The sequence below is a fragment of the Sphingomonas melonis DAPP-PG 224 genome, from assembly GCF_000379045.1.
In the GTDB taxonomy this organism is placed as follows: Bacteria; Pseudomonadota; Alphaproteobacteria; order Sphingomonadales; family Sphingomonadaceae; genus Sphingomonas; species Sphingomonas aquatilis.
Genome location: NZ_KB900605.1, coordinates 1,859,358 through 1,880,000 on the forward strand (window position 1 = coordinate 1,859,358; position 20,643 = coordinate 1,880,000).

21 protein-coding genes and 2 tRNA genes are annotated in these 20,643 nt (G+C 67.0%); 15 read left to right on the forward strand and 8 right to left on the reverse strand.

Annotated features, from left to right (window positions below; translation table 11 throughout):
* Positions 1–30: 30 nt before the first annotated feature.
* Positions 31–1,377, forward strand: coding sequence for a sensor histidine kinase (locus SPHME3_RS0109115; RefSeq protein WP_017979469.1), 1,347 nt, complete (start codon positions 31–33; stop codon positions 1,375–1,377).
* Between the two features lie 148 nt (positions 1,378–1,525).
* Positions 1,526–1,726 (forward strand): hypothetical protein, encoded by a 201-nt coding sequence (locus SPHME3_RS0109120; protein WP_017979468.1) that lies wholly within the window; start codon positions 1,526–1,528, stop codon positions 1,724–1,726.
* A 173-nt stretch (positions 1,727–1,899) separates the two neighbouring features.
* Here SPHME3_RS0109120 and SPHME3_RS21335 read toward each other — a convergent pair whose 3' ends face one another.
* A complete protein-coding gene (locus SPHME3_RS21335; protein ID WP_017979467.1) occupies positions 1,900–2,043 on the reverse strand; it encodes a hypothetical protein in 144 nt (47 codons plus the stop codon).
* Between the two features lie 99 nt (positions 2,044–2,142).
* Here SPHME3_RS21335 and SPHME3_RS0109130 point away from each other — a divergent pair, with 99 nt between their 5' ends.
* The 6 genes from SPHME3_RS0109130 to guaA all read left to right on the forward strand — a co-directional run bounded on the left by SPHME3_RS0109130 (position 2,143) and on the right by guaA (position 7,026).
* Positions 2,143–2,388, forward strand: a complete 246-nt coding sequence (locus SPHME3_RS0109130; protein WP_017979466.1) for a hypothetical protein — start codon at positions 2,143–2,145, stop codon at positions 2,386–2,388.
* Positions 2,389–2,557: 169 nt separating this feature from the next.
* Complete coding sequence (gene rpsM / locus SPHME3_RS0109135) at positions 2,558–2,926, forward strand: 30S ribosomal protein S13 (RefSeq protein ID WP_017979465.1); 369 nt, start codon at positions 2,558–2,560, stop codon at positions 2,924–2,926.
* Positions 2,927–3,010: 84 nt separating this feature from the next.
* Positions 3,011–3,400 carry a 30S ribosomal protein S11 gene (rpsK, locus tag SPHME3_RS0109140; protein WP_017979464.1) on the forward strand — a complete coding sequence of 130 codons (390 nt, stop codon included), beginning with the start codon at positions 3,011–3,013 and terminating at the stop codon, positions 3,398–3,400.
* Between the two features lie 83 nt (positions 3,401–3,483).
* Positions 3,484–4,551, forward strand: a complete 1,068-nt coding sequence (locus SPHME3_RS0109145; RefSeq protein ID WP_017979463.1) for a DNA-directed RNA polymerase subunit alpha — start codon at positions 3,484–3,486, stop codon at positions 4,549–4,551.
* Positions 4,552–4,804: 253 nt separating this feature from the next.
* The gene (rplQ, locus tag SPHME3_RS0109150; RefSeq protein ID WP_017979462.1) at positions 4,805–5,227 is read left to right on the forward strand and encodes a 50S ribosomal protein L17; all 423 of its coding nucleotides are present in this window, start codon (positions 4,805–4,807) and stop codon (positions 5,225–5,227) included.
* A 242-nt stretch (positions 5,228–5,469) separates the two neighbouring features.
* A complete protein-coding gene (gene guaA, locus SPHME3_RS0109155; protein ID WP_017979461.1) occupies positions 5,470–7,026 on the forward strand; it encodes a glutamine-hydrolyzing GMP synthase in 1,557 nt (518 codons plus the stop codon).
* 188 nt (positions 7,027–7,214) lie between these two features.
* Here guaA and SPHME3_RS0109160 read toward each other — a convergent pair whose 3' ends face one another.
* Positions 7,215–7,913, reverse strand: a complete 699-nt coding sequence (locus SPHME3_RS0109160; RefSeq protein WP_017979460.1) for a pirin family protein — start codon at positions 7,911–7,913, stop codon at positions 7,215–7,217.
* 157 nt (positions 7,914–8,070) lie between these two features.
* Here SPHME3_RS0109160 and SPHME3_RS0109165 point away from each other — a divergent pair, with 157 nt between their 5' ends.
* Entirely contained in the window at positions 8,071–8,880 is an 810-nt protein-coding gene (locus SPHME3_RS0109165) for a shikimate 5-dehydrogenase (protein ID WP_017979458.1), read from the forward strand.
* A gap of 46 nt (positions 8,881–8,926) precedes the next feature.
* Here SPHME3_RS0109165 and SPHME3_RS0109170 read toward each other — a convergent pair.
* Together SPHME3_RS0109170 and SPHME3_RS0109175 are read right to left on the reverse strand one after the other, a co-directional pair.
* A tRNA-Arg gene (locus SPHME3_RS0109170) sits at positions 8,927–9,003 on the reverse strand.
* A gap of 61 nt (positions 9,004–9,064) precedes the next feature.
* A tRNA-Pro gene (locus SPHME3_RS0109175) sits at positions 9,065–9,141 on the reverse strand.
* Between the two features lie 140 nt (positions 9,142–9,281).
* Here SPHME3_RS0109175 and pnuC point away from each other — a divergent pair.
* The 3 genes from pnuC to lepA are packed head-to-tail and all read left to right on the forward strand — an operon-like array spanning position 9,282 to position 12,220.
* A complete protein-coding gene (gene pnuC / locus SPHME3_RS0109180) occupies positions 9,282–9,854 on the forward strand; it encodes a nicotinamide riboside transporter PnuC (protein WP_018250687.1) in 573 nt (190 codons plus the stop codon).
* Positions 9,851–10,375, forward strand: a complete 525-nt coding sequence (locus SPHME3_RS0109185; RefSeq protein WP_017979456.1) for an AAA family ATPase — start codon at positions 9,851–9,853, stop codon at positions 10,373–10,375. Before pnuC ends, SPHME3_RS0109185 begins: the two co-directional genes overlap by 4 nt.
* 33 nt (positions 10,376–10,408) lie before the next feature.
* A complete protein-coding gene (gene lepA, locus SPHME3_RS0109190) occupies positions 10,409–12,220 on the forward strand; it encodes a translation elongation factor 4 (RefSeq protein ID WP_017979455.1) in 1,812 nt (603 codons plus the stop codon).
* Positions 12,221–12,622: 402 nt separating this feature from the next.
* On the opposite strand, the gene SPHME3_RS0109195 is transcribed toward lepA, so the two are convergent.
* From SPHME3_RS0109195 to SPHME3_RS0109205, 3 genes are all read right to left on the reverse strand, one after another.
* Entirely contained in the window at positions 12,623–13,081 is a 459-nt protein-coding gene (locus tag SPHME3_RS0109195; protein WP_226341824.1) for a hypothetical protein, read from the reverse strand.
* Positions 13,082–13,154: 73 nt separating this feature from the next.
* The gene (locus SPHME3_RS0109200) at positions 13,155–13,622 is read right to left on the reverse strand and encodes a YaiI/YqxD family protein (RefSeq protein WP_017979453.1); all 468 of its coding nucleotides are present in this window, start codon (positions 13,620–13,622) and stop codon (positions 13,155–13,157) included.
* Between the two features lie 12 nt (positions 13,623–13,634).
* Complete coding sequence (locus tag SPHME3_RS0109205) at positions 13,635–15,371, reverse strand: DEAD/DEAH box helicase (protein WP_017979452.1); 1,737 nt, start codon at positions 15,369–15,371, stop codon at positions 13,635–13,637.
* A gap of 408 nt (positions 15,372–15,779) precedes the next feature.
* Between SPHME3_RS0109205 and SPHME3_RS0109210 the strand changes: the two genes are divergently transcribed.
* Both SPHME3_RS0109210 and SPHME3_RS0109215 read left to right on the forward strand, forming a co-directional pair.
* Positions 15,780–17,075, forward strand: coding sequence for an MFS transporter (locus SPHME3_RS0109210; protein ID WP_024310415.1), 1,296 nt, complete (start codon positions 15,780–15,782; stop codon positions 17,073–17,075).
* Positions 17,072–18,310: an arsenic transporter gene (locus tag SPHME3_RS0109215; RefSeq protein ID WP_017979449.1), complete on the forward strand. Its 1,239-nt coding sequence runs from the start codon at positions 17,072–17,074 to the stop codon at positions 18,308–18,310. The genes SPHME3_RS0109210 and SPHME3_RS0109215 overlap by 4 nt, the downstream gene beginning before the upstream one ends.
* A gap of 23 nt (positions 18,311–18,333) precedes the next feature.
* On the opposite strand, the gene SPHME3_RS0109220 is transcribed toward SPHME3_RS0109215, so the two are convergent.
* Positions 18,334–19,515, reverse strand: coding sequence for a BaiN/RdsA family NAD(P)/FAD-dependent oxidoreductase (locus SPHME3_RS0109220; RefSeq protein WP_024310416.1), 1,182 nt, complete (start codon positions 19,513–19,515; stop codon positions 18,334–18,336).
* A gap of 60 nt (positions 19,516–19,575) precedes the next feature.
* Between SPHME3_RS0109220 and SPHME3_RS0109225 the strand changes: the two genes are divergently transcribed.
* Complete coding sequence (locus SPHME3_RS0109225; protein ID WP_017979447.1) at positions 19,576–20,427, forward strand: HpcH/HpaI aldolase/citrate lyase family protein; 852 nt, start codon at positions 19,576–19,578, stop codon at positions 20,425–20,427.
* Positions 20,428–20,643 lie beyond the last annotated feature (216 nt).

The following is a 20,643-nucleotide window of genomic DNA, read 5'->3' on the forward strand; positions in this document are numbered from 1 at the left end:
CGCTGACCGCCGGTTGCGATAGGGCGAGCCATGCGCCTGTCCGTCACCGCCCGTATCGCCCTGCTGTCGATCCTGTTGACGCTGGCCGCCAATATCGTGCTGCTCGGATTCGTCTGGAAACAGACCGATGCGGTGGTCGTCGACACGGTGCGTCGCGACACGATCGAACATGCCGAGGCGATGCGCGCGCTCTACCGCATCGGCGGGCTGCCGCCGGTGGTGGCCGCGACCGCCCAGGCCCATACGGGTGACGACAGTTCCTTCTTTATCGCGGTGTTGGATCACAAGGGCCGGACGGTTGCGGGCGCGCTGCCCCCCGGCCTATCGCCGGCCCTGCTGCCCACCGCGTTCCGGATCGGCGATGTCGCTCTGCCGACCACGCGCGACGGCATCGGTTATGTGCTGCGTCCGATCGGCGACCATTGGCTGTTCGCCGGTCGCCGACTCGACGTGGTGGATACCGAACGGCGTGCGATCGAGGATGCGCTGGTGATCGCCGTGCTGCTGTCGCTGTTGCTCGGGGTGGTCGCCGCGCTGATCCTCGCGCGCTACGTCGGCCGCCGACTGACGCGCATCGCCGCGGTGGTGGAGGCGGTGAGCGAAGGCGATCTGTCGCGGCGCGTGCCGCTGACGCCCGCGCATCGCGATGCCTTCGACCGATTGGCGGACCGATTGAACCAGATGCTGTCGAAACTCGAACGGCTGATGGTCGAACTGCGCGTCGTCACCGACAGCCTCGCCCATGATCTGCGCTCCCCGCTCGCGCGTCTGCGAACGAAGACCGAGCAGGCGGTGCTGATCGCCGATCCGCAGGCGCGCGAGGCTGCGTTGGGCGGGCTGCTCACCGAAACCGACCTCGTGATGCGGATGCTGACCATGGTGATCGAGATCAGCCGATCCGAATCGGTGTCGCGCGACCGCTTCACCGAGGTGGCGCCCGCCGAACTGGTACGCGAGATCGCCGATCTCTACGAACCGGTCGCGGAGGACGCGGGGCTGGTCTTCACCGTCGCGATCGACGACTCGGCGCCGGTGATGCGCGTCCATCGCGAATTGCTGAGCCAGGCGATCGGCAACCTGATCGACAATGCGTTGAAACATGCCGGCGATGGCGGCGCGTTGACGCTGCGATTGGAACGGCACGCGACGGCGATCGCGATCCAGGTCGAGGACCGCGGCGCAGGGATCGCCGAGGCGGATCGCGAACAGGCGCTGAAGCGCTTCGGACGGCTGGATGCGGCGCGTACCACGCCGGGGGCGGGCCTCGGCATGGCGCTGATCGAGGCGGTCGCACGGTTGCACGATGGACGGTTCGAACTCGCCGACAACGCGCCGGGTCTGATCGCGCGGATCGTGCTGCCGGTGATGCGGACCTGACCAGCAGGCCGATCCGCCCACTCGTCGCGTTTTCCCCACCGCCGATGGTTAACCACTTGTCAGGGCGCGGCGCTTAGTGTGTCGGGCAGGACGCGGCCGGGGGGCTGCATGTGGGGCTTTTGCGCCGGAGACGGCAAGAAGGAGCGTTATGCTGGGGGCCATCGTATTCACCTATGGCATGCTGATGAGCTTCGTGTTCCAGGGCGCCGCCCGGAACGCCAAGCTGAAGCGGCCCAATCCGCCGATGCTGCAATATGTCGGCTATCTGCTGGTCGGCCTGTCCGCCGGCTTGTCGGGCATGTTGCTGCTGATGGCGTTCACCGCGAAGGCGCCGTTCCCGCTGGTGTGAGGGCGCGCGCTACCGCTTTAAGGGGCGCGCTACCGCGTCCTCTACCGGTTCCCGTAACCCGTTCGCCCTGAGCCTGTCGAAGGGCGCCTCACCGCAAGCGGATCGCTCGTGGGTAGGCGCCCTTCGACAGGCTCAGGGCGAACGGCGATATATACGGTAAGGAAAGTAGGCCCTTACGCTGCCCGGCGCATCGCGAGGGCGGCCTCAATCCGCGCGATCAGCTCGCTCATCGAGGGCGCCGACCAGGGCACCGTAGCAGGCGCGGGCATCTGCACCTTCTGGGCGATCCGGCGATAGGCGTGTTGCGACAGGGCCATGACATCTTCCTCGGGCTGACCCGGGGAACGATGCCGCCAACATGCTCACCAAATGGTTAACGGCTGGCCTCGGCGTCGCAAAGCGGTACAGCGATCGGCATGACTGCGCTCAATCTGTTCGGCCTGTTCGCCATCCTGTTCATGCTGCTGTGCTACCTGATGGAGGAGCGGTCGCCGTGGTGGACATTGGGTTTCGCCTTCGGCTGCCTGCTCAGCTCGGCCTATGGGTTCCTGCAGGGTGCCTGGCCGTTCGGCGCGGTGGAGCTGCTCTGGACGGCGATCGCCATCCGCCGCTGGTGGGTGGGGCTGAGGAAGGTGCGGGCGAATGCGGAACCGCTCGCTTGACAGGGCGTTTGCGCGCGCCTACCTGCCTGTCCTTCCGAAGCACCGGTCCCGGCGGCGCCTGTTGGCGCGCGTCGCGTGCATGCGTACAGGGCAGGTGCTGCTCGGAAGATGCGACGAGATGGGGTTTGTGCGGCCATGCCAAGCCCTGTGGAGCTAGGAGAAACGTTTCATGGCACGTATCGCGGGTGTCAATATCCCGACCAACAAGCGCGTGGTGATCGCGCTGACCTACATTCACGGCATTGGCCCGGCCAAGGCCAAGGAAATCACGGAAAAGCTGAACATCGCCGCCGAGCGCCGCGTTCAGGACCTGACCGATCAGGAAGTGCTGCAGATCCGCGAGACGATCGACGCCGATCACACCGTGGAGGGTGACCTTCGTCGCGAAACCGCGATGAACATCAAGCGCCTGATGGATCTCGCCTGCTACCGTGGTCTGCGTCACCGCAAGGGCCTGCCGGTCCGCGGCCAGCGCACGCACACCAACGCGCGCACCCGCAAGGGCAAGGCGAAGCCGATCGCAGGGAAGAAGAAGTAAGCGCCTGCGCGCTTCCTTCTCCGCCGGAAGCTGGTCGGCAACGATCGCCCGGCGTTTCAGCTAGTTAAGGTCAGGACATAATCCATGGCACGTGAACCGCAGCGTCTTCGCCGTCGCGAACGCAAGAACATCACCGCCGGCGTCGCGCATGTGAACGCCAGCTTCAACAACACCATGATCACCATCACCGACGCGCAGGGCAACGCCATTTCGTGGTCGTCCGCCGGCATGATGGGCTTCAAGGGCAGCCGCAAGTCGACCCCGTACGCCGCTCAGGTGGCCGCGGAAGACGCCGGCAAGAAGGCCGCCGAGCACGGCGTCCGCACCCTCGAGGTCGAGGTGAAGGGTCCGGGTTCGGGCCGCGAATCGGCGCTGCGCGCGCTGCAGGCGGTCGGTTTCCAGATCACCTCGATCCGCGACGTCACCTCGATCCCGCACAACGGTGTGCGTCCGTCGAAGCGTCGCCGCGTCTGATTACCCACGCGCCGGCTGACGAGCCGGCGCGTCTTTCTCCCGGCTGGAGCTGCCCCCGTTCCGGCCCAAATTAGGGGACACCTGTGTCTGTCAATGCAAAGAACTGGCAGGAACTGAAGAAGCCCAACGGCCTTGAGAAGAAGGGCGGCGATGGCAAGCGCAAGGCGACCTTCGTGGCTGAGCCGCTGGAGCGTGGCTTTGGCCTGACGCTCGGCAACGCACTGCGTCGCGTGCTGCTCTCGTCGCTGCAGGGCGCCGCGGTCACCTCGATCAAGATCGAGAACGTGCTGCATGAGTTCAGCAGCCTTGCCGGCGTGCGCGAAGACGTCACGGACATCGTCCTGAACGTCAAGCAGATCGCGCTCAAGATGCAGGGCGAAGGCCCGAAGCGTCTCCAGCTGTCCGCCACCGGCCCGGCCGAGGTGAAGGCCGGCGACATCGCCGTGTCGGGCGATATCGAGGTGATGAACCCCGATCTGGTCATCTGCCATCTGGACGAAGGCGCGACGCTCAACATGGAGCTGACTGCCGACATCGGTAAGGGGTATGTGCCCGCGACCGCCAACCGTCCGGCCGATGCGCCGATCGGCCTGATCCCGGTCGATGCGCTGTATTCGCCGGTGCGCCAGGTGTCGTACAAGGTCGATCCGACCCGCGTCGGTCAGGACCTCGATTACGACAAGCTGACGCTGACGATCGAGACCGACGGAACGGTGACCCCGGAAGACGCGGTGGCCTATGCCGGCCGCATCCTTCAGGACCAGCTGGCGCTGTTCGTCCACTTCGACGATTCGGCGATCACGCGCTCTTCGGCACCGATCGGCCAGGCGGCCGCTCCGGCAGCCGGTGGCGAGACGGCGGGCGACACGCAGCAGATCAACCGTTACCTCCTCAAGAAGGTCGACGAGTTGGAGCTGTCGGTGCGTTCGGCGAACTGCCTGAAGAACGACAACATCATCTATATCGGCGATCTGGTCGGCAAGACCGAAGCCGAGATGCTGCGCACCCCGAACTTCGGCCGCAAGTCCTTGAACGAAATCAAGGAAGTGCTTTCGTCGATGGGGCTGCGCCTGGGTATGGAAATCCCCGGCTGGCCGCCCGAGAACATCGAAGAGATGGCCAAGAAGCTCGAGCAGGAGATCATGGGCTAAGCTGCATCGGGATAGCGATGCTATCCCGAAGACGGCGTCAGCCCGGCCGACGGGTCGGGGAGCGGCAACGCCGCAACCCGAACCCGATCGACGTGACCGGTGCGGCTTCGCCGCACCGCCACCCGGCCCGAAAGACCACGCTTCGGCGTGACTTTTGTGACTTTCCAAAAGGGGTGAACGGCGGTCCCCTGCTATCAAACCGCCAGCCTTGGGGTTCCGTGACACGGCCCCCTGACAAACGAAGGAAATACCCATGCGTCATCGCGTCGGCGGCCGTAAGCTGCAGCGTACCTCGGCCCATCGTACGGCCCTGTTCCGCAACATGTCGGCCGCGCTCATCAAGCATGAGCAGATCACCACCACCGTCGCCAAGGCGAAGGAACTGCGTCCCTACGTCGAAAAGCTGGTGACGCTGGCGAAGAAGGGTGGCCTGTCCAACCGTCGTCTGGCGCACGCCCGCCTGCTCGACGATGTGCAGCTGGTGAAGCTGTTCGACGTTCTCGCGTCGCGCTACGCCGATCGCAACGGCGGCTACACCCGCATCATCAAGGCTGGCATCCGCGCGTCGGACGCGTCGCCGATGGCGATCATCGAATTCGTCGACCGCGACGTGTCGGCCAAGGGCCAGGATTCGGGCCCGGTGATGTCGGACGAGGATTTCGACGAGGCGGCGTAAGAGCCAGCGGAGCTGGATCGAGGCTCCAGCCTCGTCCGGCCGGCGTCGCTACAAGCGACGTCCGACGACTCGGCTTTGCCGAGTCGTGCTTCGGATACGAAAGGCCGCACCAGCGATGGTGCAGCCTTTTTCGTGTTTGTCAGAGACTTGGCCCACCCCGGCAAAGCCGCGTCGTCGAACGGGGCCTTCGCCCCACCGGCCGGGCTTGGCCTGATCGGCCTGCGCCGCTAAGGCCTGCGCCCATGCAGCACAGCGACAGCATTCTCATCGTCGATTTCGGCAGCCAGGTCACGCAGCTCATCGCCCGCCGGGTGCGAGAGGCTGGGGTCTATTCGGAGATCGCGCCCTTCCAGTCCGCCGACGAGGCCTTCGACCGGATCAAGCCGGCCGGCATCATCCTGTCCGGTGGTCCGGCCTCGGTCACGGCCGAGAACAGCCCTCGCGTGCCGCAGCGCTTCTTCGATGCCGGTCTGCCGATCCTCGGCATCTGTTACGGCCAGCAGGTCATGACCGCGCAGCTGGGCGGCAACGTCGTCGTCTCCGGCGACGGTGGCGAGTTCGGGAAGGCCTTCGTCGACGTGCAGACCAGCTGCGGCCTGTTCGACGGCCTGTGGGCCGAGGGCGAGCGCCATCAGGTGTGGATGAGCCACGGCGACAAGGTCGACGCGCTCGCCCCCGGTTTCACCCCCGTCGCCGTATCGGAAGGTGCGCCCTTCGCGATCGTCGCCGACGAGGCGCGCCGCTTCTATGGCGTGCAGTTCCACCCGGAGGTCGTTCACACGCCGGACGGCGGCAAGCTGATCGCCAATTTCGCTCGCCACGTCTGCGGCCTGACCGGCGACTGGACGATGGCCGAGTTCCGTGAGGCCAAGATCGCCGACATTCGCGCCCAGGTCGGCAGCGGCAAGGTGATCTGCGGCCTGTCGGGCGGCGTCGATTCGGCGGTCGCCGCACTGCTGATCCACGAGGCGATCGGCGACCAGCTGACCTGCGTGTTCGTCGACGGCGGCATCCTGCGCGCCGGTGAGGCGGAGCAGGTCGTCGGCCTCTTCCGGGGCCATTACAATATCCCGCTGGTCCATGTGCAGGCGCAGAGCCTGTTCATGAACGGCCTCGCCGGAGTCACTGACCCCGAGGCGAAGCGCAAGTTCATCGGCAAGACCTTCATCGACGTCTTCGAAGCGGAAGCGAAGAAGATCGGCGGGGCGGAGTTCCTGGCGCAGGGCACGCTCTATCCCGACGTCATCGAAAGCGTCAGCTTTACCGGCGGTCCGTCGGTGACGATCAAGAGCCACCACAATGTCGGCGGCCTGCCCGAGCGCATGAACATGAAGCTCGTCGAGCCGCTGCGCGAATTGTTCAAGGACGAGGTCCGCGCGCTGGGTCGCGAGCTGGGCTTGCCCGAAATCTTCGTCGGCCGCCACCCGTTCCCCGGACCCGGCCTCGCGATCCGTATCCCCGGCGAAGTCACGCAGGAACGCTGCGACATCCTGCGCAAGGCGGATGCCATCTATCTCGAAGAGATTCGCAACGCCGGGCTGTACGATGCGATCTGGCAGGCGTTCGCGGTGCTGCTGCCGGTCCGCTCGGTCGGCGTGATGGGCGATGGTCGTACCTATGACAGCGTTCTGGCGCTGCGCGCCGTCACCTCGGTCGACGGCATGACCGCGGAGGCGTTCCAGTTCCCCGGCGACTTCCTGCCGCGGGTCGCGACCCGGATCATCAACGAGGTGAAGGGCGTCAACCGCGTCGTCTACGACTATACCAGCAAGCCCCCCGGCACGATCGAGTGGGAGTGACCGGGACTCGCGATCCTGCGGGGCAGGATCGCGGCCGGGTCACTCGGTGGCGAGCAGCCGCCGGAGCGCTCGCCACGCAGGAACCGTTCGTCCTGAGCCTGTCGAAGGGCAGGTGAGTCTCACCCTGCTTCGACAGGCTCAGCATGACCGGCGTGTTGGGCGGTGAGGCACGCTGTGCAGCAGGGGCCTTACGCCACGTCCACCAGCACCAGCTCGCTATCCTCCAGCGCGGTCACCCGCAGCACGTCTTGGTCCGCGATCGCCGCGCCGTCGCGGGCGTTGACCCGCACGCCGTCGATCTCGACCGCGCCCGTTGCCGGCACCAGATAGCCGCGCCGATCCTTGCCCAGCGGATAGTCCGCGCTTTCGCCCGCCTTCAGCGTCGCTGCGACGACGCGGCCGTCGGTGCGGATGCGCAGCGCATCGCCGTCCTCCTCGTAACCGCTCGCCAGCACGACGAACTGTCCCGCGCGCTCGCCCTTGGGGAAGGGGCGGGCGCCCCAGCTAGGCTTTTCGCCGCGGCTGGTCGGCTGGATCCAGATCTGGAAGATCTTGGTCGTCACATCCTCACGATTATATTCGGCATGCGCGATGCCGGTGCCCGCACTCATGACCTGCACGTCGCCTGCCTCTGTTCGGCCGAGGTTGCCCAGATTGTCCTGATGCGTGATCGCGCCTTCGCGGACGTAGGTGATGATTTCCATGTCGCGATGGGGGTGGGGCGGGAATCCGGACTGCGGCGCGATCGTATCGTCGTTCCAGACGCGCAGATTGCCCCAGCTTTCGCGCTTGGGATCATAGTAATTCGCGAAGCTGAAATGATGCTTGGCGTCGAGCCAGCCATGGTTGGCACCGCCCAGCGACGCGAAGGGACGAAGGTCGATCATGATACGTCTCCCGATGAGGGGCGGCGGATCGCCGGCGGCCCTCGTTGATCCACAATATGGCGCGGGTGGGCGAGACGATGAAGGGCGGCAAACGGCAACGGTCCGTTCGCGAAATGACGTGCGTTGACGCGGGCGCCGACACGCGAGAGGAGGGGGCATGACCAAGCCCCCCATCGGCCGCGACACGCGGTTGTGCATGTCCCTGTCGGCGCGTCCCGGCAATTTCGGCTCGCGCTTCCATAACCGGCTGTACGAGCTGACGGGGCTGGACTTCGTCTACAAATCCTTCTCGACCACCGACCTGCCCGCGGCGGTGGGCGGCATTCGGGCGTTGAACATCCGCGGTTGCGCGATCTCGATGCCGTTCAAGGAGGCGGTGATCGCGCTGCTCGACGGCCTCGCGCCTTCCGCCGCGGCGATCGACAGCGTCAATACGATCGTCAACGACGATGGCGTGCTGACCGGCCACAATACGGATTATGGCGCGGTGGTGGATCTGTTGCGCGACGTCGACCCTGCCACGCGATTCGTGCTGCGCGGATCGGGCGGCATGGCCAAGGCGGTCGCCGCCGCGCTGCGGGACAGCGGCTTTGCCGACGGCACGATCGTCGCGCGCAACCGGGCGGCGGGCGAACCGCTCGCGACGCTGTACGGCTATCGCTGGGCGCCGGAACTGACCGAGGGCGCAGCGCTGCTGATCAACGTGACGCCGCTCGGCATGACGGGTGCCGATGCCGACGCGCTCGCCTTTCCGGCCGAGATGATCGCGGACTGCACGATCGCCTTCGACGTCGTGCAATATCCGCCCGAAACCCCTTTCCTCCGCGCCGCCCGCGAGGCAGGCAAGCGCTGCATCACCGGCGCCGAGGTGGCGACGTTACAGGCCTTGCAGCAGTTCATCCTGTATACGGGGGTAACGCCGACCGATGCGCAGGTCGCCGAGGCCGCTGCGTTCGCGCGCGGCTGAGCCGGGTCGGCGAGACGCCGAGCCACATCCATCGATGTTTGGAAAATGGCGCGCCCGGAACGATTCGAACGTCCGACCCTCAGATTCGTAGTCTGATGCTCTATCCAGCTGAGCTACGGGCGCTTGGCCATGGCAGAAGCCACGGCGGGTATTTGGGCCGTGGGTGGGACCCACAGCGGAAGAATGGTCGGGAAGAGAGGATTCGAACCTCCGGCCCCTGCCTCCCGAAGACAGTGCTCTACCAGGCTGAGCTACTCCCCGACGGAGTCCGTCCGGGTCGTTTTCGGCGACCCGACCGTGCTTGGAGGCGCGCCTATAGCCACGCCCGAAACGGGATGCAAGCGCCCGATGCACTCTCTTGCGAAATCATGCGTGTCCGCCGTAGCAGGTGGCGCGTGAACATGATCGAAGCCCTTGCTGCGGCGCTGGTAATCCTGAACGTGGCGCTCGTCGCGGGTCGCAGCCTGTGGAACTATCCGGTCGCGCTGGTGGCGGTGGCGATCTACGCAAGCGTGTTCTTTGAGGCGCGACTGTATAGCGATGCGCTGCTCCAGGGCTTTTTCTTCGCGGCGAATCTGTACGGCTGGGCGAACTGGTCGCGCAGTCGACACGCGGCGGGCGAGGTGGTGGTCGGCGCCCTCGATTCGCGGGGGCGGACGCGCTGGTTGGCGGGCGGTATCGCCGCCTGGGCGATCTGGAGCGCCTTGATGCATCGCTACACCGATGCCTCTTACCCCTGGTGGGACGGTGCCATCGCCATCGCGTCGGTGGCAGCCCAGCTGTTGCAGGCGCGCCGTCGCATCGAAAGCTGGTGGGTGTGGATTGCGGTCGATGTGGCGAGCGTACCGCTCTATGTCGCCAAGGGGCTGTGGTTTACCGCTGGGGTGTACGGTGTGCTTCTGGCGCTGGCGGTGTACGGCTTGGTCGACTGGCAGCGCTCGGCGACGCGACGCGAGCTGGCGGTGGCGGCATGACGCCGCGAACGATCTGCCTGCACGGGCCGGAAAGCACCGGCAAGTCGGCGATGATCCCGCGGCTCGTCCAGCATTTCGGTGGCGTGCCGCATGTCGCCGAGTTCGGGCGCACCTATTGCGAGGCGTTCGGCACCGACCTGACGATGGCCGATCTGGTCGAGATCGCGAAGGGGCATGACGGCAAGACCCGCGGCGCGCTGTCAGAACGCAGCTATCCCGTGATCCTGGACACCGATCCACTGATGACGGCGGTGTGGGCGGACATGATGTTCGGCCGCCGCGATCCCTGGTTCGCAACCTGGACCAACACGGCGGACATCTACCTGCTGTTCGATATCGATCTGCCCTGGGTCGACGATGGCACGCGGATGTTCGGCAGCCCCGCGCAACGCCAGCGTTTCTTCGATCTCAGCCGCAAGATCCTGGAGGAACGCGGCGTGCGCTGGGCGCTGGTAAGCGGGCAGGGCTCGACGCGGTACATCAACGCGCTGCGCGCGATCGAGGCGCTGAGCCGCGACTAGCGCAAAGCCGTCGTCCCCTGCTAGGGGCGGCGCATGACGACCCCGCTTTCGCAGATCCGTAACTTTTCGATCATCGCCCATATCGACCATGGCAAGTCGACACTTGCCGACCGCCTGATCCAGCGCACCGGCGGCCTGACCGACCGCGAGATGTCGAGCCAGGTGCTCGACAACATGGACATCGAGAAGGAACGTGGCATCACGATCAAGGCGCAGACCGTGCGCCTGTCGTATCCCGCGAAGGACGGCGTCACCTATACGCTGAACCTGATGGACACGCCGGGCCACGTCGACTTCGCGTACGAAGTGTCGCGTAGTCTGGCGGCGTGCGAGGGCGCGCTGCTGGTGGTCGACGCGGCGCAGGGCGTCGAGGCGCAGACGCTCGCCAACGTCTATCAGTCGATCGAGCATGATCATGAGATCGTGCCCGTCATCAACAAGATCGACCTGCCCGCCGCCGAGCCCGAGAAGGTGCGCAAGGAGATCGAGGACGTCATCGGCCTCGATGCGTCGGAAGCGGTGCTGGCGAGCGCCAAGTCGGGGATCGGCATTGATGACATCCTCGACGCGATCGTCACCAAGATTCCGCCGCCCAAGGGCGATGCGACCGCGCCGCTGAAGGCGATGCTGGTCGATTCGTGGTACGATCCGTATCTCGGCGTCGTCATCCTCGTCCGCGTGATCGACGGCACGCTGAAGAAGGGGCAGCAGGTCGCCTTTATGCAGGCGGGCACGACGCACCTCGTCGATCGCGTCGGCTGCTTCCGGCCGAAGATCGAGCAGCTGACCGATTTGGGGCCGGGCGAGATCGGCTTCATCACCGCGCAGATCAAAGACGTCGCGCAGGCGCGCGTCGGCGACACGCTGACCGACGCCAAGAAGCCCGCGGCCGAGCCGCTGCCGGGGTTCAAGGAAGTGCAGCCGGTGGTGTTCTGCGGCCTGTTCCCGGTCGACGCCAATGACTTCGAGAAGCTGCGCGAATCGATCAGCAAGCTGCGGTTGAACGATGCGAGCTTCAGCTTCGAGATGGAGACGAGTGCGGCGCTGGGCTTCGGCTTCCGCTGTGGCTTCCTGGGGCTGCTGCACCTGGAGATCATCCAGGAGCGACTGACCCGCGAATACGACCTCGACCTGATCACGACCGCGCCGTCGGTGGTCTATCAGATCGACCTGACGCATGGTGGCGGCCAGATCGACCTGCACAACCCCGCCGACATGCCCGATCCCAACAAGATCGAGTCGATCAGCGAACCGTGGATCGAGGCGACGATCTACGTTCCCGACGAATATCTCGGCAGCATCCTGAAGCTGTGCCAGGACCGCCGCGGTATCCAGAAGAACCTGACCTATGTCTCGGGCCGCGCCCAGGCGACGTACGAACTGCCGCTCAACGAAGTGGTGTTCGACTTCTACGATCGCCTGAAGTCGCTGTCGAAGGGCTATGCCAGCTTCGACTATCACCAGATCGGCTATCGCGAGGGCGACCTCGTCAAGATGAGCATTCTGGTGAATGAGGAGCCGGTCGACGCGCTGAGCATGATCGTCCACCGCGGCACCGCCGAAGTGCGCGGGCGTGGCATGGTCGAGCGGCTGAAGGAGCTGATCCCGAGGCACATGTTCAAGATCCCGATCCAAGCGGCGATCGGCGGCAAGGTGATCGCGCGCGAGACGATCAGCGCGATGCGTAAGGACGTGACCGCGAAATGCTATGGCGGCGACGCGACGCGTAAGCGCAAGCTGCTCGACAAGCAGAAGAAGGGCAAGGCCCGGATGCGTGAATATGGCTCGGTGAGCATTCCGCAGGAGGCGTTTATCGCAGCGTTGCGGATGGGGGATGAAGGCTGAGCGCTCTAGGCTAAGCGGCGCGGCCGCTTAGCCGAGGACCAGCGCCAGCCCGGCCGACGACCGCGCGACCCCGTCGTCGCACGTGTCGATCGACGACGCGGCTGTGCCGCGGCGTGGGCGTGTTTCGGCGTGGCTTTTTTCTTCTTCACTCCGGACGTGTTCCGGAGTCCACTCTGTGGCGAGGCTTGCGCTTTGAGCCTCTGGGCGTCCCCTGGCCGCCTGGTGGACCCCGGAACAAGTCCGGGGTGACGGGTTTGATGGGGCCGAAGTTGGTCTTCAGCGCGCCACCGCCGCGGCGAAGCCGCGTCGTCGATCGACACGGGCGAGGGTGAACTCGCCCGGTCGTCGGCCGGGCTGCCGCTGGTCCTCGACTAAGCTGTGCTTAGTCTTGAGCGCGCCGCCTTACATATAATTCTGGGGATCCGGGCTCGGGAGGTTGCAGGCGCGGGTCTTGCCGCGTTCGCAGGCGTCGACCTGCGCGCGCCAGTCGGCCATCGCCATCGCATAAGCACGCTCGCGGTCTGCCTGAAGCGCGGCATTCGCGACGATCGTCTGACGACGGGCACGCATCGCGGCGCGATAGGCGGCGACGTCCGCCTGATAGCGCGCGTCGTTGGCGGCGTTGACCGCGGTCACAGCATGACCATCCATGCGGGCCTGTGCCGCGACGTCGCGATTGGCGGCTGCGACGCCCGGCGCGCTTTCGGCGGCGATCGCGTTGCTGCGCGGGGTGTTGCTGTCGTGACCCGGATCATAGGGCAGCGGCGTGCTGGGCTGATCGGCGGGATTGGTGCTCTGGGTCTGCGCGATGGCCGGGGCGGCGATCACCAAGGCGGCACCAATAAGTAACGGACGAAACATGGAGAATGCTCCTTGTTGGACTGTCCGCGATAATCGGTGAACGACAGGTCCGGTTCCGAACCCCGTGTCGGCGTCAGCGTTGCAGCTTGGCCAGCAGCGTGTCGAGGGCCTGCAGAAAGCGGCTGCGATCGGCCGCGGCAAAGGGTTTGGGGCCGCCCAGTTGCTCGCCGCCCGCGCGCAGGTCTGCCATGATCGCCCGCGTCGCGATCGCGCCACCGATCGACGCGGTCGTGAAAGGCTTGCCGTTAGGCGCCAGCACGGACGCGCCTGCCTTCAGGCAGCGATCGGCGAGCAAAATGTCCGCAGTGATCACCAGTGCTGCGGCATCGGCGCGTTCCGCGATCCAGTCATCGGCGGCGTCGAAGCCGTCGCTGACGATGACGCGCGTGATGAGCGGGTGCTGCGGGATGCGGAAGGGCGCGTTGCTGACCAGCGTGACGGGCACCTCCCGGCGCCACGCGACTTTGTAGATTTCGTCCTTCACCGGACAGGCGTCCCCATCGACGAGGATGCGAACGCCTGATGCCGGATCGGACGTCATCGGCCGCGCGCCTTAACCGCGGGGGCCCTTGCGATACGGCTTGGCCTGATGCCGCGCGGGCGCACCGCCGGTACGCGGGCGACCGGCATTGTCACGCGGCGCGCGGGGACCGCGCGGACCGCCGCCATGACCGCCCTCGGCACGCGGATTGCCGGCGAAGGGGACGATCTGCAGGCTGCCTTCGTCGCTTTCCGGGTTGGCGGTACGCTGTACGCTGGCCAGTACGCGGTCGGCGACGGTGCGCGGCACTTCGAACAACGTGTCGTTCGGGTTGATGCGGATCGCGCCGATTTCCGCCTTGGTGATGTGGCCGCGGCGGCAGATCAGCGGCAGCAGCCAGCGCGGGTCGGCATTCTGGCGGCGGCCGATGTCCATGCGGAACCAGACGGTATCCTCGAAGCCGGGGCGGGGACCCTGCTGACGTTCGCTCTGCTGCGGCGCTGCCGAATCGAGCAGGTCTTCCGCCTGCGGCATCGCGGCGCGGTGCGCGTGGACGAGCGCGGCGGCGATATCCTCGGGCGACTTTTCGGCAATCAGGCGCTGCGCCAGCTCGCGATCCTCGTCGTCATATTCGATCGGTTCGAGCAGCGTCGCGATCAGGCGCTCGCGATCCTGTTTGCGGATGTCGTCGGCCGACGGGGCGGGGATCCAGTCGCAGGCGATCTTGGCCTGCTTCAGCATCATGTCGACGCGGCGGCGGCGCGGATAGGGGACGATGAGCACCGCGGTGCCCTTCTTGCCCGCGCGACCGGTGCGGCCCGAGCGGTGCTGCAGCGTTTCGGCGTCGCGCGGCATTTCGACGTGGATCACGAGCGTCAGGCTGGGCAGATCAATGCCGCGCGCAGCGACGTCGGTCGCGACGCAGACGCGGGCGCGGCGGTCCCGCAGCGCCTGCAACGCCTGGTTGCGCTCGTTCTGGCTGTGTTCGCCCGACAGCGCCACCGCCGCGAAGCCGCGCTCGACGAGGCTGGCGTGGAGGTGGCGGACGTTGTCGCGGGTGGCGCAGAACAGGATTGCCGTCTCCGCTTCGTGGAAGCGGAGCAGGTTGATGACGGCATGTTCGATATCGGCGGGCGCAACGGTGACCGCCTGATATTGGATGTCGCCGTGGCCACGCGTCTCACCGACGGTCGAGATGCGCAGCGCGTCATTCTGGTAGCGCTTGGCGAGCGCGACGATCGGCTTGGGCATCGTCGCCGAGAACATCAGCGTCCGGCGTTCGGATGGCGACGAATCGAGGATCTGCTCCAGGTCTTCGCGGAAGCCCATGTCGAGCATCTCGTCCGCCTCGTCGAGCACGGCGACGCGCAGCGCCGACAGGTCGAGCGCGCCGCGCTCGAGGTGATCGCGCAGGCGGCCCGGCGTGCCGACGACGATATGCGCGCCGTGGCTGAGCGAGCGACGCTCCTTGCTGGCGTCCATGCCGCCGACGCAGGTGGCGATGCGCGCATGCGCTTCCTTATAAAGCCACATCAGCTCGCGGCTGACCTGCAGCGCCAGTTCGCGCGTCGGCGCGATGATCAGCGCGAGGGGGAGGCCCGGCGGCGGCAGCGTGCCGTCGACGAGCAGTTCGCCCGCCATGGCGAGACCGAAGGCGACCGTTTTGCCCGAACCGGTCTGGGCGGAGACGACGAGGTCGCGGCCGGCGGCTTCGGGTTCGATCACCGCGGCCTGGACGGCGGTGGGCGCTTCATAGCCACGGGCGACGAGCGCTTCAGCAAGAAGCGGGGGCAGGGAGGAAAAGGGCATGGGAAACCTAAAATAAAAGCGGGCCCCGAAGCCCATGCCGACAGGGCAGGGCTGGAGCGCAGCAGGTCAACAAAATCGCGATGGAAATCGCGGGCCAATGCGGGCGGCAATACGGGTAATGTGGCGCTTATCGCGTGCGCATCATGGCCGTGGCCGTAACCCCAAGAGACCCTGCCTGCGCGCCAAATCCGCGAAGCCGAGGCCGAGCGAGGCCGCGCGGGCTCCCTACGCCAAACCGCGCCGCTGCGCAACTCGGGCAAAATCGGAAGGGTGGCGCTGCACGCGCGGGGCAACATTCCGTAACATTTATTAGTCCGATGCGGGATCAAAGCCCGGCGCCTGCCGTTGGGCGGCGACGGATTGGAACGGGGCCGCCGCGGCGCCGACCATCGCGGTGAGGACGACTGCATGGCGACACTGGCTCCCCCGGCCCCACGGCACGCACCCCGAGATCGCGGCGGACCGCATGGCGCCGGGCGCACGCTGGATGCGCTGAACTTTTTCTTGGCGGATGTGCGCGATGGGCTGGGCCCGTATCTTGCCATCTATCTGCTCGCGGTGCGCGGGCCGGCGCATGGCTGGAACGAGGCGACCGTCGGCATGGTGCTGACCATCGCGGGCATCGTCGGGCTGGTATCGCAGACGCCCGCAGGCGGCTTGATCGACCGCAGCCGCAACAAGCCGGCGATCGTCATCGTCGCGGCATTGCTGGTGACGTTGACCAGCGTGTCGCTGCCCTTCGTCCACGGTTTCGCGATAGTTACTGCGACCCAGTCGCTCGCGGCGGTGGCGGGGGCAGTGTTCGCCCCGGCGATCAGCGCGATCACGCTGGGCTTGTTCGGCCCCAAGCTGTTTTCGAAGCGCGTCGGGCGGAACGAGGCGTTCAATCATGCCGGCAACGCCGTATCCGCCGCGCTGGCCGGAGCACTGGCGTGGAAGTTCGGGCCGGTCGTCGTCTTCTGGTTGATGGGCGCGCTGACAGTGGCAAGCGTTGCCGCAGCGCTGCGCATCCGCAACGGCGATATCGACAATGCGGTGGCACGCGGCCTCGATTGCGAACCGGACGAGACTTGCGACCAGCCCGGCGGCTGGCGCGTGCTGGTCGAGAACCGGCCGCTGCTGCTGTTCGCCGCCATCGCGTTCCTGTTCCACCTCGCCAATGCGGCGATGTTGACCTCCGTCAGCCAGCTGCTCGCCAAGACGGTGGGCAAGGATTCGGCGACCTCGCTGACCGCCGCCTGTATCGTCGCCGCACAATTGGTGATGGTGCCGGTCGCCGTCATCGTCGGCCGCAACGTCGATAGCTGGGGGCGAAAGCCGCTGTTCCTCGTCGCGTTCGGCGTGCTGGCCGCGCGCGGCGCGTTGTATACGCTGTCGAACGATGCCTGGTGGCTGGTCGGCGTGCAGGCGCTCGACGGGGTAGGGGCCGGTATCTTCGGCGCACTGTTCCCGGTGGTGATTGCCGACCTGACTAAGGGTTCGGGCCGCTTCAACGTCGCGCAAGGCGCGGTCGCGACGGCGCAGGGGCTGGGCGCGGCGCTCAGCGCGACGCTGGCGGGCACGATCATCGTCGGCGCCGGCTATGCCGTGAGCTTCCTGACATTGGCAGCGATAGCGGCGGTCGGACTCGCCCTCTATGCGATGGCGATGCCTGAGACAAAGCCGAAGCATCCCGCGCCCAAGGCGAAGGGGCACGCCGCATGATCGCGACGGTCGCCATCTGTGCAGGCGCCACCGCAGGTGTGATCGCGCGCCCCTTCCGTTGGCCGGAGGCGATCTGGGCGGTCGGCGGCGCGTTGCTGCTGCTCATCACCGGACTGATCGCGCCCGCGGCGGCGTGGGGCGCGGTGCTGAAGGGCAGCGACGTCTATCTGTTCCTGATCGGCATGATGCTGCTGTCCGAGGCGGCGCGCGAACAGGGCGTGTTCGACTGGGTCGCCAATCTTGCCGCGGCGCGCGCGAACGGATCGGCCACGCGCCTGTTCACATTGGTGTTCCTGACCGGGGTGGTCGTGACGACCTTCCTGTCGAACGATGCGACCGCAGTGGTGCTGACGCCGGCGGTCTATGCCGTAGCGCGACAGGCGGAGGTGAAGCCACTGCCGCTGCTGTTCGCCTGTGCGCTGGTCGCCAATGCGGCGAGTTTCGTGCTGCCGATCTCCAACCCCGCCAATCTGGTGCTCTACGCCAGTGAACTGCCGCGACTGGGCGCGTGGCTCGGCGCGTTCGCGTTGCCGTCGGTGTTGGCGTTGCTGGCGACTTATGCGGGTCTGCGCTTTCTGTTCCGCGACGCGTTGAGCGGAACGGCAGCGCAAGGCGAAGGGGTGAGCCTGTCGACCGGTGGCCGGCTGGCGCTGATCGGGATCGGTGCGACGGCGACCCTGCTGACGATCGCGTCGGCGGTCGGCTGGGACCTGGGCTGGCCGACCTTCGGCGCAGGCCTTGCCACCGCGATCGCGGTGCAGGCGCGGGCCGGCGAGACGCCACTACCATTGCTGCGGCGGGTGTCATGGTCTGTTCTTCTGCTCGTCGCCGGGCTGTTCGTGATGGTCGAGGCGCTGGCGGAAACGGGGCTGATCCAGTGGCTCGCCACGCAGGTGATGCACGGCGCAGCGAGCGACCTGCGCGCGACCGCGGCGGCGGCAGGCGGCCTGCTCGCGGTCGGTAGCAACGCGATCAACAATCTGCCCGCCGGGCTGATCGCCGCGCAGACGATCGCGGCGGCGCACCCGCCCAAGCTGATCGTCGATGCGCTGCTGATCGGCGTGGACCTCGGCCCGAACCTGTCGATCACCGGCAGTCTTGCGACGATCCTGTGGCTGATCGCGATCCGTCGCGAAGGCGAGGACGTCAGCTTCTTCCAGTTCCTGCGCGTCGGTGTGGTGACCACGGTGCCCGCGCTGATTCTGGCGATCGGCGTGCGGGTGTTGCTCGGGTGACGTTTCTCGGGACGAGGCAAATTTCAGAGCGCCTGCGCTGCGGCCCAGCCGCTCGCCCACGCCCATTGGAAATTGTAACCGCCCAGCCACCCGGTCACGTCCACCGCCTCGCCGATCGCGTGAAGGCCCGGCACCCGGCGCGCCTCGAGAGTCTGCGACGATAGATCGGCGGTGCTGATCCCGCCCACGGTGACCTCCGCCTTGGCAAAGCCTTCGCTGCCGTTGGGCGCGAAACGCCAGTCGGCAAGGCGTCGCGCCGCCTCGTCCAGCCGCCGGTCCGGCGTGTTGGCCAGTTCCGTGCTCACGCCGATTCGCTCGGCCAGTGCCTCGGCGAGCCGGTCTGGCAGATGCGCGGCCAGCGCGCGGCGCAACGTTGTGCGGGGTTGCTGGCGCTTCGCCTCGATCAGCCAGCCGGGCGCGGCATTGGGCACGAAGTCGATGCCGATCGTTTCGCGGGGGCGCCAATAGCTCGACACCTGCAGGATGGCGGGACCCGACAGGCCGCGGTGGGTGAAGAGGGCGGCCTCGCGGAACCGCGCCTTGCCGGCGCTGGCGACTACCTCCGACGCGACGCCGGACAGCGTGGCGAACAACGCCTCCTCGCCGCCCAGCGTCAGCGGCACCAGCGCCGGCCGGGGCTCGACCACCTTCAACCCGAACCGGCGGGCAAGATCATAGGCGAAGCCGGTCGCGCCCAATTTGGGGATGGAAGGACCGCCGGTGGCGATGACCAGCTTCGGCGCGGTCACGGTGCGGCGGGGCAGGGCGACGTGATAGGCGTTGCCGTCATGATCGACCGCGCCGACCGGCGATGACAGGGCATAGTCCACGCTGCCCGCCGCGCATTCGTCGCGCAGCATCGCGACGATCTGCTTCGCCGATCCGTCGCAGAACAATTGGCCGAGCGTCTTTTCGTGCCAGGCGATCCCGTAGCGATCGACGAGGGCAACGAAGTCTGCCGCCGTGTAGCGGCCCAGCGCCGACTTGGCGAAATGGGGGTTGGCGGACAGATAGCGGTCGGGCGCCGTGTGGATATTGGTGAAATTGCAGCGCCCGCCGCCCGAGATCAGGATCTTGGCGCCGACTACGTCATTGTGGTCGACCAGCAATATGCGGCGGCCGCGTTGTCCGGCGACCGCGGCGCACATCAGTCCGGCGGCGCCGGCGCCGAGGACGATCGCATCATAGGTATCGGGGCTCGTCATGCGGCGCCGGTAGCCGCTGGCAGCGGCGTCGGCTAGCACGGTGCGTCTAAGGAGAGAGCGATGCGACTGAGATCCCTGCTGTTCGTACCCGGCGACCGGCCGGAGCGATTCGCTAAGGCGGCGACCAGCGGCGCGGATGCGATCATCCTCGACCTGGAGGACTCCGTCGCGGTTTCGGCGAAGGCGGCGGCGCGCGAGGCGGTGGCGCGCTATCTGGCGGAACCGGCGGACGTGATTCGGTTCGTCCGCGTCAATCCGCTGGGGAGCGGGGACCTCGACGCCGATCTTGCCGCGGCGCGCGGCGCGGACGGCGTGATGCTGCCCAAGGCGGAGGGCGCAACGGACATTGCGGCGCTCGTCGCGCGGATGGGGGATACGGTCGTGCCGATCCTGCCGGTGGCGACCGAGACGCCGCGCGCGGTCTTTGCGCTCGGCGGCTATGACGCGGTGGCAGAGCGGCTCGCCGGTGTGACCTGGGGGGCGGAGGATCTGCCTGCCGCGATCGGCGCCAGTGCGGCACGCGAATCGGACGGGCGCTATACGCCGCCCTATGAGGTGGTTCGGACGCTCGCCTTGATGGGCGCGCATGCCGCGGGGGTGGCCGCGATCGAAACCGTCTATCCGGCGATTCGCGATACGGACGGGCTCGCTGCGTATGCTGCTCGCGGGGCGCGCGACGGCTTTACGGGTATGATGGCGATCCACCCGGGCCAAGTCGCCGTGATCAACGCTGCCTTCACGCCGGGGGAGGCGGCGCTGGCCGACGCGCGTGCGGTAGTGGCAGCCTTTGCCGCCGCACCGGGAGCGGGGGCGCTGCAGCTGGATGGGCGGATGATCGATGCCCCGCATCTCAAGCAGGCGCGCGCGCTGCTGGCACGGGCCGGCGAGGGGGAAGACGCTAAAGGAATGTGACAGTCAGGCGGCGGCCCGGGAAACCGGCCGCCGCTGGTGCGTTGAGACGCGACGAACCCCGAGACCGGGGATCTTCACCGGATCGACGCGTAGAGGGCCTCAGCAAGCCTTCTGAGCGACTTTTTCGGGTGTCCGCAAAAAATCTGCAATTTTTGTGTTGACGGCCCAGGCGCCCCCGCCTAGATGGGTGTCACCGCAGCGGTGGCCGACACGGTC